This is a genomic window from Gordonibacter sp. RACS_AR68 (genome assembly GCF_030418485.1).
GTDB classification, from domain to species: domain Bacteria; phylum Actinomycetota; class Coriobacteriia; order Coriobacteriales; family Eggerthellaceae; genus Gordonibacter; species Gordonibacter urolithinfaciens.
Map to the genome: position 1 here is coordinate 279,834 of NZ_JAIPUP010000004.1, position 14,376 is coordinate 294,209.

Annotated in this window: 14 protein-coding genes and 1 pseudogene; 10 read left to right on the plus strand and 5 right to left on the minus strand. The window is 55.6% G+C overall.

Annotated features, from left to right (window positions below):
- Window positions 1–97: 97 nt before the first annotated feature.
- Both guaA and K9U15_RS10440 read left to right on the plus strand, forming a co-directional pair.
- On the plus strand, window positions 98–1,705 hold the full coding sequence (guaA, locus tag K9U15_RS10435; RefSeq protein WP_301156058.1) for a glutamine-hydrolyzing GMP synthase: 1,608 nt from the start codon (window positions 98–100) through the stop codon (window positions 1,703–1,705).
- A gap of 37 nt (window positions 1,706–1,742) precedes the next feature.
- Window positions 1,743–2,225: a hypothetical protein gene (locus tag K9U15_RS10440; protein ID WP_227114946.1), complete on the plus strand. Its 483-nt coding sequence runs from the start codon at window positions 1,743–1,745 to the stop codon at window positions 2,223–2,225.
- Here the strand turns inward: K9U15_RS10440 and K9U15_RS10445 are convergent.
- The gene (locus K9U15_RS10445; RefSeq protein ID WP_301156059.1) at window positions 2,214–3,512 is read right to left on the minus strand and encodes a DUF5677 domain-containing protein; all 1,299 of its coding nucleotides are present in this window, start codon (window positions 3,510–3,512) and stop codon (window positions 2,214–2,216) included. The genes K9U15_RS10440 and K9U15_RS10445 overlap by 12 nt on opposite strands.
- A 469-nt stretch (window positions 3,513–3,981) precedes the next feature.
- Here K9U15_RS10445 and K9U15_RS10450 point away from each other — a divergent pair, with 469 nt between their 5' ends.
- Window positions 3,982–6,297: a DGQHR domain-containing protein gene (locus tag K9U15_RS10450; protein WP_301156060.1), complete on the plus strand. Its 2,316-nt coding sequence runs from the start codon at window positions 3,982–3,984 to the stop codon at window positions 6,295–6,297.
- Window positions 6,294–7,094, plus strand: a complete 801-nt coding sequence (locus K9U15_RS10455) for a Dam family site-specific DNA-(adenine-N6)-methyltransferase (RefSeq protein ID WP_227114895.1) — start codon at window positions 6,294–6,296, stop codon at window positions 7,092–7,094. The genes K9U15_RS10450 and K9U15_RS10455 overlap by 4 nt, the downstream gene beginning before the upstream one ends.
- Before the next feature lie 158 nt (window positions 7,095–7,252).
- Here K9U15_RS10455 and K9U15_RS10460 read toward each other — a convergent pair whose 3' ends face one another.
- From K9U15_RS10460 to K9U15_RS10475, 4 genes are all read right to left on the minus strand, one after another.
- Window positions 7,253–8,935, minus strand: coding sequence for a DEAD/DEAH box helicase family protein (locus tag K9U15_RS10460; protein WP_301156062.1), 1,683 nt, complete (start codon window positions 8,933–8,935; stop codon window positions 7,253–7,255).
- The gene (locus K9U15_RS10465; RefSeq protein ID WP_227114893.1) at window positions 8,936–9,748 is read right to left on the minus strand and encodes a hypothetical protein; all 813 of its coding nucleotides are present in this window, start codon (window positions 9,746–9,748) and stop codon (window positions 8,936–8,938) included.
- Between the two features lie 564 nt (window positions 9,749–10,312).
- Window positions 10,313–10,723: a HipA domain-containing protein gene (locus K9U15_RS10470; protein ID WP_227114892.1), complete on the minus strand. Its 411-nt coding sequence runs from the start codon at window positions 10,721–10,723 to the stop codon at window positions 10,313–10,315.
- Entirely contained in the window at window positions 10,707–10,988 is a 282-nt protein-coding gene (locus K9U15_RS10475; RefSeq protein ID WP_227114891.1) for a helix-turn-helix domain-containing protein, read from the minus strand. Before K9U15_RS10475 ends, K9U15_RS10470 begins: the two co-directional genes overlap by 17 nt.
- A 183-nt stretch (window positions 10,989–11,171) precedes the next feature.
- Here K9U15_RS10475 and K9U15_RS10480 point away from each other — a divergent pair, with 183 nt between their 5' ends.
- The 6 genes and pseudogenes from K9U15_RS10480 (at window position 11,172) to K9U15_RS10495 (ending at window position 14,343) form a co-directional block, all read left to right on the plus strand.
- Entirely contained in the window at window positions 11,172–11,651 is a 480-nt protein-coding gene (locus K9U15_RS10480) for a helix-turn-helix domain-containing protein (RefSeq protein ID WP_227114890.1), read from the plus strand.
- Between the two features lie 82 nt (window positions 11,652–11,733).
- Window positions 11,734–11,832, plus strand: a pseudogene (locus K9U15_RS14545) (DUF4357 domain-containing protein); the annotation flags it as partial.
- Between the two features lie 595 nt (window positions 11,833–12,427).
- Window positions 12,428–12,553 (plus strand): hypothetical protein, encoded by a 126-nt coding sequence (locus K9U15_RS14550; RefSeq protein ID WP_367316883.1) that lies wholly within the window; start codon window positions 12,428–12,430, stop codon window positions 12,551–12,553.
- 4 nt (window positions 12,554–12,557) lie between these two features.
- The gene (locus tag K9U15_RS14555) at window positions 12,558–13,049 is read left to right on the plus strand and encodes a hypothetical protein (protein WP_367316884.1); all 492 of its coding nucleotides are present in this window, start codon (window positions 12,558–12,560) and stop codon (window positions 13,047–13,049) included.
- A gap of 100 nt (window positions 13,050–13,149) precedes the next feature.
- On the plus strand, window positions 13,150–13,569 hold the full coding sequence (locus tag K9U15_RS10490; protein WP_227114888.1) for a peptide deformylase: 420 nt from the start codon (window positions 13,150–13,152) through the stop codon (window positions 13,567–13,569).
- A 156-nt stretch (window positions 13,570–13,725) separates the two neighbouring features.
- A complete protein-coding gene (locus K9U15_RS10495; protein WP_096227043.1) occupies window positions 13,726–14,343 on the plus strand; it encodes an HNH endonuclease signature motif containing protein in 618 nt (205 codons plus the stop codon).
- Window positions 14,344–14,376 lie beyond the last annotated feature (33 nt).

A 14,376-nucleotide genomic window follows, 5' to 3' on the forward strand; every position in this document is an offset into this window, starting at 1 on the left:
GCCGGAGACGGTGATTCGTGTAAGATGGGACGCTGAGAAGAGAGATGCGTACTGCGGGCGCCTCCGCTTGGCCGCCGCCCGCGCGAAGGAGAGCCCCATGCCTGCCACCCCGTCCAGCCAGTTGGTCATCGTCGTCGATTTCGGAGCGCAGTACGGGCAGCTGATCGCCCGCCGCGTGCGCGATCTGCACGTGTACTCGGAGATCGTCCCGTGCGACGTCACCGCCTCCGAGGTTGCCGCGCTGGCGCCGGCGGCCATCATCCTGTCGGGCGGGCCGGCCAGCGTGTACGCCGAGGACGCGCCGTCCATCGATCCGGGCATCTTCGAGCTGGGCATTCCGGTGCTCGGCTTCTGCTACGGGCAGCAGATCATGGCCGTGACGCTGGGCGGCACGGTCGGCCACACCGAAGCCGGCGAGTACGGGGCGGCCTCCTTGACGCGCCGCGACGAGGGCGCGTCCGCGCTGTACGGCGAGACGCCCGTCGAGCAGACGGTGTGGATGAGCCACCGCGACGCCGTGGCCGAGGTGCCCGCGGGCTTCGCGGTGACGGCCTCGACCGCCACGTGTCCCGTGGCTTCGATGGAGTGCGCCGAGCGCCGTTTGTACGCGACGCAGTTCCACCCCGAGGTGCGCCATACGCCGTACGGCGACGAGCTTTTGCGCAACTTCCTGTTCGGCATCTGCGGCCTCGAGGCCAGCTGGACGATGAACTCCATCATCGACGACGCCGTCGCGGCCATCCGCGCGCAGGTGGGCGGCGACCGCGTGATCCTGGGCCTGTCGGGCGGCGTGGACTCCTCCGTGGTGGCCGCACTGTGCGCGAAGGCCATCGGCAAACAGCTGACCTGCGTGTTCATCAACCACGGCCTGCTGCGCAAGAACGAGCCCGAAGAAGTGGAAGAGGTGTTCACGAAGCAGTTCGACGTGGACTTCGTGCACGTGCACGCCGAGGATCGCTACGCCGCCCTGCTGGCCGACGTCGTCGAGCCCGAGCAGAAGCGCCGCATCATCGGCTCGCAGTTCTGGAAGGAGTTCTTCGCCGTGGCGGAGGACCTCGCCGAGGGCGGCCGGCCGGTGAAGTACCTGGCCCAGGGCACCATCTACCCCGACATCATCGAGAGCGGCGCCCGCAAGACCGGCGGCAAGGCATCCACCATCAAGAGCCACCACAACCTGATCCCCTTCCCCGACGGCGTGTCGTTCGACCTGATCGAGCCGCTGGATCACTTCTTCAAGGACGAGGTGCGCGCGCTGGGCACGGCGCTCGGGCTGCCCGACCACATCGTGCACCGCCAGCCCTTCCCGGGGCCGGGCCTGGCCATCCGTATCATCGGCACCGTGACGCGAGAGAAGCTGGAGATTTTGAAGAACGCCGACGCCATCGTCCGCGAGGAGCTGGACGCCTACAACGCCCGCGTTTTCGAAGAGACCGGCGAGCGAAACAGCGAGCGCAGCGTATGGCAGTACTTCGCCGTGCTGCCCGAAATCAAGAGCGTAGGCGTCATGGGCGACGAGCGGACGTACGGCTACCCCATCGTCGTCCGCGCCGTGGAGTCAAGCGACGCCATGACCGCCGACTGGGCAAAGCTGCCCTACGACGTGCTGGACGTGATCTCAAGCAGGATCGTGAACGAAGTGGCGGGAGTCAACCGCGTGGTCTACGACATCACGAGCAAACCGCCTGCGACGATCGAGTGGGAATAAAGTGATTCTTTTCCCGGAAAAGGAATACTCTCGGAGAATGCTCGATGAGCTGAATTACATCGGTTACGGATTTCTTGAATCAGCAACCGAATATCTTATCGATGAGACCGACGAAGAGTATCTGGAGCAAGAGCTTAAGTGGTATTTTCCCGAATACTTAGTAAATCAGGATCCAAATCGTTGTTTTAGTAAGCTAAAAACACTTTATGAATGGATCAAGGATGAAAGTCTTTATCACCCTGTAACGCGTTTACACGAGTATGTGCTGATGCGAGCAATTCATAACGAATGGATGTTTTTCAACGACCTGCCTGATGCCGAGTCGCAAGAACTGCGTGAGACGTTTTACCGCTTGTCTGGAAAGGCCCAACTCTCGGAAAAAGAAGCAGCGCAGATCAGCAGTATGAAGGATAACGAACTCGCCACAATGAAAGCCTTTTTTGAAAATATGAACTTTGGAGAGCTGGAATTGATTGGTGCGTTTTATCAAGAACCTCTATGCACATTTTTACGCTTCTAATTGAGTTTTTTCGTCAAATGCCCAACTATTTCCATCAACCATTTTAAGCCTTTCAAGGAGGTGACCGTATTCGTCTTCGTTTTGTTCCGGATCGACGATCAGCATCGTAAGGCAATCGCAAATTCCGTGAGCGCACTTAGACGCCAGGTGCGCTAAATCCCTCGCTTGTCGACCAGAAATAAATGAGAGTTTCGCAAGCTGTTCGAGAACCAAAACTGCAGTTGCCAATGCGCAAATTGTCGCAACCAGAGAGCTGTCAAATTCCGTATAAAGGTCTTCTTCATAAAAACAGCAGCGCGCAGTAAAAGCATCGATGTGAACAAATTGACAAGCTGGCCGATAGTAACAATCGTAAAGATCTGAGTCGACCTTGGGGCCAGATTGTTTGTTCAACTGATATAGGGTTTTACTCTTTTCGCGCTTTGTGCTGCTTATTGCTTTTGATATATGCATCTTACTGTAATTAATCTGACCATCCTTAACCTCGAAACCATACTCGTGAGAGGTCAAAATGGGGTAAATCTCTTCAGTAAAAAAGGCTTGATCGCTATTGATATTCTTCAAGTACACGTAGCACTCGAACAAGCTTCGGCCGATCGAATAGATAGATTCGGTTTCGTATGATACCGCCAACATACGAATAGACCTTAGCGCCTTAATTGTTCGAATCGCAATGAACGATGAGTACTCATTCAGAGAGTTCGGAGGGTTTACTATATAACCTTTTTTATCACTAGTAGTGTTCAAGAAGTATTCCAGACCACTCAATACGTGAACTAAAGTAGTATCACAAGTCGATTCAAGCATCTCATTGGCAATGGATGTTAAAAGGAGTACATTAATCTGGCCGTCTCCAAAGTCTGTGTCCATTAAATCAGTGTACTCGCGGCAGTAGTCCCCAAATAGATCAAGATCATTTTTGGATAAGTACTTCTCATTTTCGATCGTCGGCATCAAGCCGTCCGTTCTGTAATACGCGTATATCCATTCTTTAGGGAGACCTAAATTGCGCAAAAAGGTAATGCCTTTTCGAAAGAATTCACTGTCATGAGCTGAAACGTCAAATAGAAGCAAGTCACCATCGACAGGCTCACGACCAAACAATGTGAAGAATTTTTGCTTATACTTTTCGAAAGACTCGATGCCTTCTTGCGGTAATTGAGCTTCATACTGCTGTTGAAGAGCATCCCCGTCTCTATACCATCGGATCCCATTTGACTTGCAGCACTCTGCATACGACATTCCTCGACCACATGGACATACATCTTCATCATCCAATTCCTTCATAGCTCTCCAATGATTTAGACCAGAATAGATCGCCATAAACTCGATTTTGGAAAACTATACCAGCAGCCTAGTAAGAATGTGACCATATTTCATACAGGAGGCGAATTCCGCAGTGTCCACTCGCAGTAGCCGAGCCGTCTCCCGATCGCGCGCGAGAAACAAGCGGATTCATTCTGGTTATTCCAAAGTTCTTTTTCGAAACAAACAGTTTCTAAAGATTGAACCAATCAATCCATGTAAACATAGATGCCTTATCAAGAGAAGAAATTTATCTTGCAAAATGAGCTCAATCCAGGAATTTCAGAGTTTTCAGGGTAACGTATGCTCATGCTTACGAAATCAAACATAAAAAGCCTCAAGCAACCTCGCCATCTCCGAGCAACAGACTCTCTTTAGAAGAGTCTGTCAAAACATAGATGATGATGTAATATATAAGCATAATAGACATTCATCTTTTTAGTGAGGAACCATGAACGACCCCGCTTATCTCTCCGAAGTATGCTCGGATCAAGCTTTGCTAAAAAGGGAAGCGAAGTGGCGCAAAAAGGCCTTTGAAGAGATATCTGTTAACAAATCAGACGTTCCTCGCTACGAAGATCAAGGCTATAAAATTAGTCAAGAGCTTGTAAGAAAAGCCCGACTAAGAAAAGAATGGCCTTCGGACAAACAATTAGAGAACAAGGTCTGGCTACTATTTCATAAGCTAGGATACCCGGAAATGAGTCACGGCGACGCATTCCTTGTACGCATAGAGAGAAAAGCGCAGGAACCCTTTTACGAGCCTTTCAGCGTTCTCGCCAAAGACGACGAAACCGTAGTTGTCGCACAATGTCGATCGTTTGAAGAGCCCACGCGAATAAGCATGACAAACGAGATTCTGTCCTTTTCCGAGCTTAAGGGCCCCGCCGCAAGCTCAATCAATCATTACTATGAAAACGAGGGCGCGAAGCTCAAAATTATATGGATCATCGTCACACATAATGTTTTGTGGACGAAACTGGATAAGCAACTTGCAGAGCAAAAGAACATTCATATCGTTACAGAAAAAGAACTTCGATATTATTTGCAGGTTGCGGAGCATTTAGGAGCTGCTGCACGTTATCAATTTTTGGCCGAATTTTTAAAAAATCAAAAAATTCCCGCATTGAGCAATATAAAAATTCCTGCCATAAAAGGAAAGCTTGGAGGCCATCAGTACTATTCTTTTGTATCAACCCCAAGGCAACTATTGAAGATCTCGTTCGTTAATCACCGCTCCTTGAATGATCCAGAGGGAGCACCCGCTTACCAACGTCTTATAAACAAAACTCGTCTATCGCAGATCTCAAAGTTTATACAAAATGGAGGCTTTTTCCCTACAAACATACTTGTCAATTTCACAAGCAAGTGCCGATTCGAGCAAATCACCCGCAACCCGTCCTGCGATAACGCCTATGGATATTTGTACTTACCTTCCCAATATTGCTCTGCATGGATCATTGATGGACAACATAGATTGTACGGATACGCTTCTCTCAACGATCATCATCTAGACCAAAATATTATGGTCGTAGCATTCGAAGAACTCGATCCGACAGAAGAGGCGAACCTCTTTGTCACAATAAACCACGAGCAAAAATCGGTTCCCAAAAACCTACTCGACGATCTTGAGGGCGATTTGAAATGGGGGTCAAAAAAGCCAAGTGAAAGAATCGGCGCCGTTGCCTCTCGCCTGCTTTCGGTTCTGAATGAAGATCTTGGAGAACCTCTTTATGGGAGAATAACGCAGCAAGGCATAACGAGCACCGACTTAACATGCCTCACTATCCCGGAACTCAAAAATGGGCTCAGGAAATCAGGCCTTATTGGCACGAGTATGCGGCATAATAAAGAATATCTGCCCGGTCCGCTCTGCGGAGAGACGGATACTCTCACTCTAGAGCGAGCACGAGAGGTTCTTAATGGCTTTTTTGACTTGATCAGAAGCGCAAACCCTGAGATTTGGGACGCCGGTCGAGGGGGGCTGCTCTGCACAAATATCAGCTTACAAGGTTATATGCTGTTTCTAAGCTCAGTTATTTCATATTGGGAGAATAAAACGAATTCGAATGCGAGAGAACTAGAACCCTTGGATCTCCTGCTCGAAGTAAATACCTATCTTGACCCCATTCGCGGTTGGCTCGCAAAAGCAAACTTTCTCAAAATGAATGAACGTTTCAAAATCCAATACGGATCAGGCGCTCCAAGCACATATTTTTACAAGCTCTGTCAATTAGTAAATCCTGAATATGACGATTTTTGCCCCACAGGATATCTGGAGTGGCTTGAAAGCCAATCGGCCGAAAAGATTGCTGAGGCGGACAAACAGATCAAAGAGATCTCTATTATAGTCAATAGGATTGTATTTGATACTCTAAAAGAGGTCTATGGTGAAGAGGTTAGTGGTTACTGGCATGAAGGCGTGAAAGACAAGACCATCATGAGCAGCGCCTATCAGAAATCACTTGACGAGCCTAACAGGGGCCTTGCACTCGAAAACTACGTAGAATTCATTGAGCACAAGAAGATAATCGAAAGAAAAGAAAACTGGCCTCTTTTCAAAGAGTATTTCGATATTCCGGAATTAGGCGAGAAAGGAAAAACGAAAAATTTAAAATGGATGGAAAAGATTAATGAGTTAAGGAGAATCCCCGCCCATCCAACAGAAAGTCGAAATTACCGCAAAGACGATTTCGAATACATCGACTACGTGTACCAAAAGCTGATTACGAAAACGTCTATCGATTTTCGCGGATCAACAGCATGAAACCTTTTCTGAACTGGGCTGGAGGCAAGCGCTGGCTCGTTAATGATTATTCTGATCACATTCCGACAAATACCGTTCGCCATATCGAACCCTTTGTCGGAAGCGGTGCTGTCTTTTTTTATTGCAGCCCACAAACTGCGCTAATCGCTGATTCTAACGCCAATCTTATTGAGACATATCAAGCTATCAAAGATAATCCCAAAGCGGTGCATAATCATTTAAAAATTCACGACGCGAAGCATTGCCGAGACTACTATTATCTTATCAGAAGCCAGGAGTACGATGACCCTTTCGAAAGAGCTGCGCGGTTCATTTATTTGAATCGCACATGTTTTAATGGCTTATATCGCGTCAATAAGAATGGCGGCTTCAACGTTCCCATTGGAACAAAAAAGCACGTTCTCCAGAATGACGACTCTTTTTCCGATTGGTCGGAAGCACTGTGTAATGCGGAAATAGTCGCCCAAGATTTTGAAAAAACTATCGATAGCGCAAAAAAAGGCGAGTTCATTTACGCGGACCCACCTTACACCGTTCAGCACAACAACAATGGCTTTGTGAAATACAATGAAACCATGTTTTCCTGGGAGGATCAGAAGAGGCTGTCCGTCTTATTAAAAAGAGCCGCCGAGCGTGGAGTGAAGATTCTTGCATCTAACGCCGATCATCCTTCCATTTGGGAGTTATACAGCTCGGAAATCTGGTCAATACAACGAGTAGATCGTTTTAGCGGCATCGCTTCATCCTCTACGAGAAGGAAGATAATTAGTGAAATTTTAATATCTAACGGCAAATAGCGTACTGTACCGATTATCTAATCACTCAAATAAAGGTTTTTATACTCACTGTCGAATTCTTATCATCATAGAATTCAATTCAAGCTCTTTCTTTAATATAGTGATGAAATTCACTTCTGATCTGGCCTTGAATCGGCGCATATCCCCTCCCACGACGTTTATTCGCTTCCGAATAATCCCAGCAACTCGCGAGCTACTTCTCCGCTGATGAAACGCAACACTTGGTCGTCAGCCCTGGGGTAGGCGAAGGGGGCTATGCCGCCATACCAGACTGTGGCGCTGTCGGCGACTACGAGGTTGGGGCAGGCTTCGCGGAAGGATACTCGGGCTCCGACTTGCTTGAGCAGCGCGGCGGCATCGGCGATTGCCTGCACCTTCTTCGGCTTTGCTTCCTCGGGATCGGGCAAGGTCGCCTGCACATCCACGCCTCGCGCAACCGCCGCCTCCAGGCAGGGCACCAGCAGCTCAACGCGGCGCTTGAGTACCTCCGAGCTCGCTACCACCAGAGTCTTCGCCGCCTTCGTCACGTCCAGCTCGAACCGCTCCAGGTACGATTCTGGAGTCACGAACTCGCCGCGCACATCGCCTTCGACGCCCGCCGGACGCAACTCGTAGCCTTGCGCAGCGTACTCCTTCAGGCGCTTGCGGTACATTCGGTCGAGCATCCGCACGTTGACGTCGACGTAATCGTACACGACCACCTCGTTCTTCCCCTCGCGCCGCCGATGGAGGCGGCCCGCGTACTGCGCCACGAGCCCACTCCACGACACCGGCCCGGCCATGAACAGCGCATCCAGCCGGTCGTCGTCGAACCCTTCACCCACGTAGCTCCCCGTTGCCACGATGGCAAACGGCTTGCCGGACGCGAACTGTCCGAGCATGCGCAGCTTCTCCCGCTTGATCCTCTGCGGATCCGATCCCACCAGCAGCATCGTCTCGTACCCCTGCGAGGCGAGCCCCTTTTCTAGCCTCGCCGCATGCTCCACACGGCGCGTCAAAACGAGCGCGGTCCCTCCCCCGTCAAGCACGCGTGCGACATCCCGCACGATCAGGCCGTTGCGTGCCTCATCGACACAGAGCCCGTCCACCAGCTGGGTGAAGTTCTCCTGATCGACGTCGTCGAGGCGGGTTTTCGTGAAGCGAGGCACCATCACGCGCGCAAGCGGTGCCTCTTCGCCGACCGCCCCTCTCCCCGCTTGGTAACGGACCGGCCCGCACTGCATGAAAGCGATGGATTGCAGTCCATCGGAACGCTTGGGCGTTCCCGTCAGCCCGTGCACGTAGTGGGCCTTCACCGCGCGCATGACCTTCTCGAAGCTGAATGCCGACACATGATGGCACTCGTCGCAGATCACCATCCCATAGCTTCCTACGAGGGCAGCCACGCGTTTCTCGCCGGGAAGGTCGCCTTTCTCGAACAGCGCCGGGACGAGTGCGATATCGACGACGCCGCTCGGCAGGCGCTTCCCTCCACCGATCTGGCCGATAATGGAGCGATTCTTCCTGCTCTTGCGGCCGGTCGGCGTCAGCAGCTCCGGCAGCTCCTCGTCGATGTCCAGGAACTGTTCGAGCCGCTCCTTCCATTGCTCGAGCAGCGTCACCTTCTCAACGAGGACGAGCGTGCTCACCTTGCGGCACGCGATCAAGTTGGCGGCCGCCACGGTCTTGCCGAACGCCGGTGGGGCCACCAGCACGCCGATGTCGCATGCTGCGAGCGCCTGGACGGCGGGTGCCTGATCGGGCCGCAGCTCACCCCTGAATTCAACCTTGATCGGCCGGCCCTCGCAACGCGCCTCTTCGAACGTCGGTTGCGCACTGCACGTTGCGAGCAGCTTCGTCACCTAATCCTCGCATCCGCGTGGCAGCCCGATCCAGTCTCCAGCATCCTCGGCGAAGTGCAGCACCCCCTCTTTGCCGTACACCGACTGGCGCATAGCTTGCGCTCGGTAGAAATCGGGGTTGCCGAACGCGGCTAGGCGCCCGATCCGGTCGATCGCCGCAGCCAACAAGCCCTCCTTCGACACGAACAGCAGGTTCGAACGCACGATGCGCACCTGCGCGGGCATATCCCCCGGCCCCAGCTTCGCACGCGCCTTCGAGGCCCACGGCAAAACCTCGCCTCCCTCACCGCCCTTGCACGCTGACGCTTCCGCATCGAGCAGCTCGCTCGCAGACGAGGCGTCTGCGTCTGCCAGGTCGCCGAGGATGCGCTTGCCGAAGCGCCGCAGCAGCCGCATGAGATCGTCCGACGTCATGCGCTCGACCGGCGAGAGGAACCTCCACTGATCCGCATAGGGCCGAAACGACGCGTCGACGAACAGCGAGTTGCCGTCACGTCGCGCGTCGCCCTGGAACGGCAACGCGATCGCATTGCCGAAACCGCCAGTCGGCGTGGAGTCCTGGTTGGGGAACAGACGGTCGTACGATCCGAATCGCACACTCGGATCGATCCGCATCGCGCGCATCAGCAGAGCGCATCCGAGCTTGCGGGCATCCGACGCGGCAACCAGCTCGCTAAAGAACACCCACACATGCGCGCCGTTGCCCGACCGCGAGCGCTCGATGGCGACGGGCACGCCCTCCCGCTCGCACACGCCGCTAAATGCGCCGACCGCCTGCCGCCAATCGTCCTTGTCGAAGTCCACCGCGAGCACGCGCGTCCTGTCGTCGTCGATAAGCAGGTAGCCCGCGACACCCCGACGCCTTCCCGCCCTGTGCCGCGGAAATGCGCCTTGAGAACCTCACCGTCGAGAGGCAAGAACTCACGATGCAAACAGTCCGCGCACTTAACGCGGGGTTTCACGCACACGCCGCCTTTCCACTCATGAGCGCATGCGGGCGCATAGCCGACGCGCGCCGTCTTCTTGCTGAAGCAGCTCTTCGCAAACACGTCGTTTCGCACAGCGAACAGCGAGTTGAACAGCGCAAGCTTCTCGGCGCTCGAGCTTGCCGAGGTCACGACGCCCTCGTCCGCCGATCGACGGGCCTCGAAGCGGGCACAGCCGGTTTCCCATGCCTCGCACGTTGCGTAGCGCCTCGAACCGTCGAGAGCTTCGCACACCACAACTTCGCCGCCATCCGTGGCCGAAGCAAGCTTCTCGACGAAGCGGTACTCCGCGTCGGCAATCAGTGCGTGCGCAACCCGCAGCGAACCGTCATCCACAAGGACTCCCGTCTCGAGAAACGACTCGCATCAGCATAGCATGGACCTACGCGCCTCAGCCCTGCTTCCCCAACGCTCCCCTCACGACTTCCTCGACTTCGTCCAGCATCGCACGAGTTCTGCGAGGCGGCAGGCCAGCCCGCGTTCCCACCGCCAGCAAGTCATCGTGCGTGATGTCGGCCCCTTTCCCGTTGACCATCGCGGCATGCTCGCCGTTTATGCAGGAATTCCTCGTGAGGTCGTACGCCGGCGACAGCGTCCACGAATCGAACGCATTGTCGTGCAAAAACGTGAAGTTCTTCGCATGATCGTCCCTGTTTCCCACTAGGACGTTGAACGAACCCGTCTTCGATCCAAGAATCGGCGTACTGAAACGTGCGACGCGAAGATGCGTCAAGGACAAATCATCGGCGAATCCCCGAATGCCACCGGTCTCGATTCGACAGTCGTCAGCGCTTCCGGCCACGGATAACTTCCTCTATCGAAGAATCACCGCGCTTGGCGAACAAGCTGCCGAAGTCGTCCTCGCATCCGAGAGCGATGGCGATACGGATAAGCGAATCGAATGCCACCAGTCCTTTTTGCTCGAAACGCTTATATGACGCTAGCGACATGCCGGCCTTGCTGTTGAGCTGCTGTTGTGTGAGCCCGAGTTCTTTGCGGCGCGCCCGAACCCACGCCGCAACCGACGCACCTATCTCGCCCGGGTTCTTTTGTTCGAAGTCAATCATGGCTTATATAGCAGCCATTTTTTATAATGGGAACTGAATAGCTAATAATTTGTTCCTTTTGTTTTACAAGACAAGAGACAGACCCTCTCGGTTGCCCCCACATTCGCCCTCTGGGAGGTGGACTCGCGGGCCCCTACACGCGACAATGGCCCCATCGACCAACCACGCCCCAGGAGGCCAACCGTGAACCAGATCGCAACCGGCATGTTCATCGCGCGCAAGCGCAGGGAGCTTAACCTCACGCAGGCGCAGCTGGCGAAGCGGCTCGGCATCTCGAGCAAGTCCGTCTCGAAGTGGGAGCGCGGCAAGTGCATGCCCGACTACGCCGTCGTGAACGAGCTGTGCGACGCCCTCGGCATCTCCGTGAGCGAGCTGCTCGACGGCGAGGAGAACGAGCGCAAGAACCTACGCATGTACGACAACGATCAGATGATCGAGATGCTCGCGCGCATCCAGCGGCTCGAGAACCAACGCGTCACCATCATTGCCATCGCGCTCATCGTGATGGGTCTCGGCCTGCTCGCTCTCTCGCCCCTGTTCGGCGGCTCGGACCTGACCGATTTTATCAGCGGCGTGCTGTTCGGCATCGGCATCGGCACGACCCTCATCGGCGTCTTCCTGGCCGCGCGCAGCGTCTTCGCGTACCTGGGGCACTCGGATTAGGAACCTCACGCGCCATCCTTGATACACTGTCCCCATTCGACAAACTCAACAGAATGGAACGACCGACCATGGGATACAGCTCATGGGGACAGGCGTCATAGCGGGCGACTCCTTTTCGCAAGACTACGAGTTCAGCTCGCCATCGGCAGCGTCATCGGTCGTACTCGGCCGCAGCTCGAACGGCCGACTGGAAGACAGAAGAGGGAAGATCGCTGCGCGAGCTTTAGGGCAAGAAGGGTTTAGGCAGGGGCGTCGGCGTCCATGCTGTGCAAATCTGTGGCACAATGATCGCGAGCCGATTCCTCGTCGCGCCGCGAAAGGAACATCATGGACAACCGCCCTTCCGATAACGCGCCGAACGCAGCAGCACCCCAGTCCGATTCCGCCTATGCCGACGCCGCGTCGGCGCAGGGCGAAGGCGCTCCGAAGAAGACGGCGGCCGAGTACGCCGCGACCTTCAACAAGGCCGTCGACGTCGCCGAGCAGGTGCTGCGCTTCGCTCCCCTTCCCGCCGGGGCCAAGCGCGTGGCGACCCGCGCCATGCCCACGGTGAAGAAGGTGGCGAAGGTTGCCCCCATGGTGGCGCCGGCCGCCGAGCCCTACGTGCGCAAGGCCGTCGCGAAGGCCAAGGAGGTCGCACCCGAGGTCGCGCATGCGGCGAAGGCGGGGGCGAAGACCGTCGCCGCAGGGGCCCAGACCGGCGCGCAGGCGGCGGCGTCGGGTGCGAAGACGGTCGCCGGGCACGTGCGAGAGACGGCCCCCAAGCTGGGCATGCGGTGTCCGACGGGACCAAGGCCGCCGCGACCCACGTCCATGACGATGCCCCCAAACTCGGCCGCGCCGCCGCCGAGAAGGCGTCGCGCCTGGCCGGCAAGCTCAAGCGCAAGAACAAGGAGGGCTGAAGCCGTGAAAGGCAACGGCGAGAACGCGCAGATCGAGCTCCTCACGGAGCGCCTGCAGGGCCGCGACAACGCAGATGCCTACACGGCGCTCAAAGAGCTCCTTGCGCTGAGCGAGGCCACCGACGCCGTCTCCGCGTACTTCGACACGTTCGCCCGCCTGCTGCATGCGAAGAGCGCCTTCGCCCGCACGCGCGGCTTCCTGCTGATCGTCGCGAACGCCCGTTGGGACGCCGAGGAGCGCACGGCCGGCATCTTCGATGACCTCGCGCGCCTGTTCAACGACCCGAAGCCCACCACGGCGCCAGTGCGTCCAGGCTGCGCCCGCCCTCGCCCAGGCACAGCCCACGCTCGTGCCGCGCATCGCCGAGGCGCTCGAGGGAGTCGATCCCGGCCGCTATCCCGACAGCACGGCCCCGCTCGTCGCCGCCGACGTCACCGCGGCCCTCGAGGCCGTGCGCGCGCTCGGCTCGACCGCCACCTGATGCGCAAACCTTAAGCCTCTTCATGGTAGAATTCATCCGAACCGAAGCCGGCCCGGCGCAATGAGCGCCGCAAGCCGGCGAGACGCAGAGCCAACCGGACGGAGCAACCGCATCATGATCAAAGAACTCGTGACCGACGAAGCCATCCTCTCGCAGCCGTGCGAGCCCGCCACCGCCGAGGACGCCGCCGTGGCGCAGGACCTGCTCGACACCCTCGCCTCGCTCGACGAGGCGGCGTGCCTGGCGGCCAACCAGATAGGCGTGGCGAAGGCCGTCATCGTCTACCACGACGAGAGCGAGCAGCCGCACGTCATGTACAACCCGGTTCTCAAGCAGGCGCTCGGCGCGTACAAGACGGTCGAGGGCTGCCTCACCCTGGAGTCAGAGTCCAAGGTCACCCGCTACGAGCGCGTCAAGGTGGTCTACGACGAGCTGGTGGACGGCGCCCTCGTCAGCCGCAAGCGCAACTTCACCGGCTGGACCGCCGAGCTCATCCAGCACATGATCGACCACTGCAAGGGCAAGCTGGTCTGAGGATATGAGCAACAGGAGGTCCCTTTAAGCCTTGTTCTCCTGAATTATCAGCCAATGTCTACGCTCGCCTTCTCGCTCAATCAACGCAATTTGATGAAATGAGGGGACGCGTTATCCGCGCAAAAATACGAGAGCTCCCTCGGAAAAGATCGTCTCATGAATGATAGACAACGCATAAAGACAACCGTTCAGGAGTCGATAGACTATTGGTCGGGACATGTAAACGAATGCGGACTGAGCGTAGACTGGAGCGAAGCTGAAACTCACTGTTGGAGGTGTGGCTGCAAGAGAAACCTGGAGCGATGTCATATTGTGCCCCACGCCCTAGGTGGAAAAGACGAACCATCGAACATAGTTCTTCTCTGCCACCGATGCCATGCAGAAGGACCAAACGTCAACGACCCGGAAATCATGTGGGACTGGCTGAAAGCTTACGGTGTTTCATACTATGGCACGTTTTGGAAAATCGTCGGAATGAAGGAATACCGCTTCATATACAGGCACAGTGTACTGAAAGAGGCGGAGGCCATATTGGAATCTGCGGGAATCCCCGTGGATTCCCCTTTGGCACAAAAGCTTTTCAACGACCATCTCGATAGGGCAACCCAAGAAGCAAGTATTCACTATGGGCAGCCATATTTCAACGCAGCCACGATGGCGGGCATATTCCGCGTGGCTCTCAAGAAAATGGCGAAGACCCTTGGCGTTGATTTCCCTTCGCTGCCGGAAGTCAGGGATATTGCGCACGAACCATGGTGGAGCGAGCTGACGTAGCTCAAGCTTCGTCGTGCGCCCGAAACACAACAG

Excerpts from the sequence above, each read along its gene's own strand:
- guaA (WP_301156058.1), top strand. The coding sequence starts at position 98 with ATGCCTGCCACCCCGTCCAGCCAGTTGGTCATCGTCGTCGATTTCGGA.
- K9U15_RS10440 (WP_227114946.1), top strand. The coding sequence starts at position 1,743 with ATGCTCGATGAGCTGAATTACATCGGTTACGGATTTCTTGAATCAGCA.
- K9U15_RS10445 (WP_301156059.1), bottom strand. The coding sequence starts at position 3,512 with ATGAAGGAATTGGATGATGAAGATGTATGTCCATGTGGTCGAGGAATG.
- K9U15_RS10450 (WP_301156060.1), top strand. The coding sequence starts at position 3,982 with ATGAACGACCCCGCTTATCTCTCCGAAGTATGCTCGGATCAAGCTTTG.
- K9U15_RS10455 (WP_227114895.1), top strand. The coding sequence starts at position 6,294 with ATGAAACCTTTTCTGAACTGGGCTGGAGGCAAGCGCTGGCTCGTTAAT.
- K9U15_RS10475 (WP_227114891.1), bottom strand. The coding sequence starts at position 10,988 with ATGATTGACTTCGAACAAAAGAACCCGGGCGAGATAGGTGCGTCGGTT.
- K9U15_RS10490 (WP_227114888.1), top strand. The coding sequence starts at position 13,150 with ATGATCAAAGAACTCGTGACCGACGAAGCCATCCTCTCGCAGCCGTGC.
- K9U15_RS10495 (WP_096227043.1), top strand. The coding sequence starts at position 13,726 with ATGAATGATAGACAACGCATAAAGACAACCGTTCAGGAGTCGATAGAC.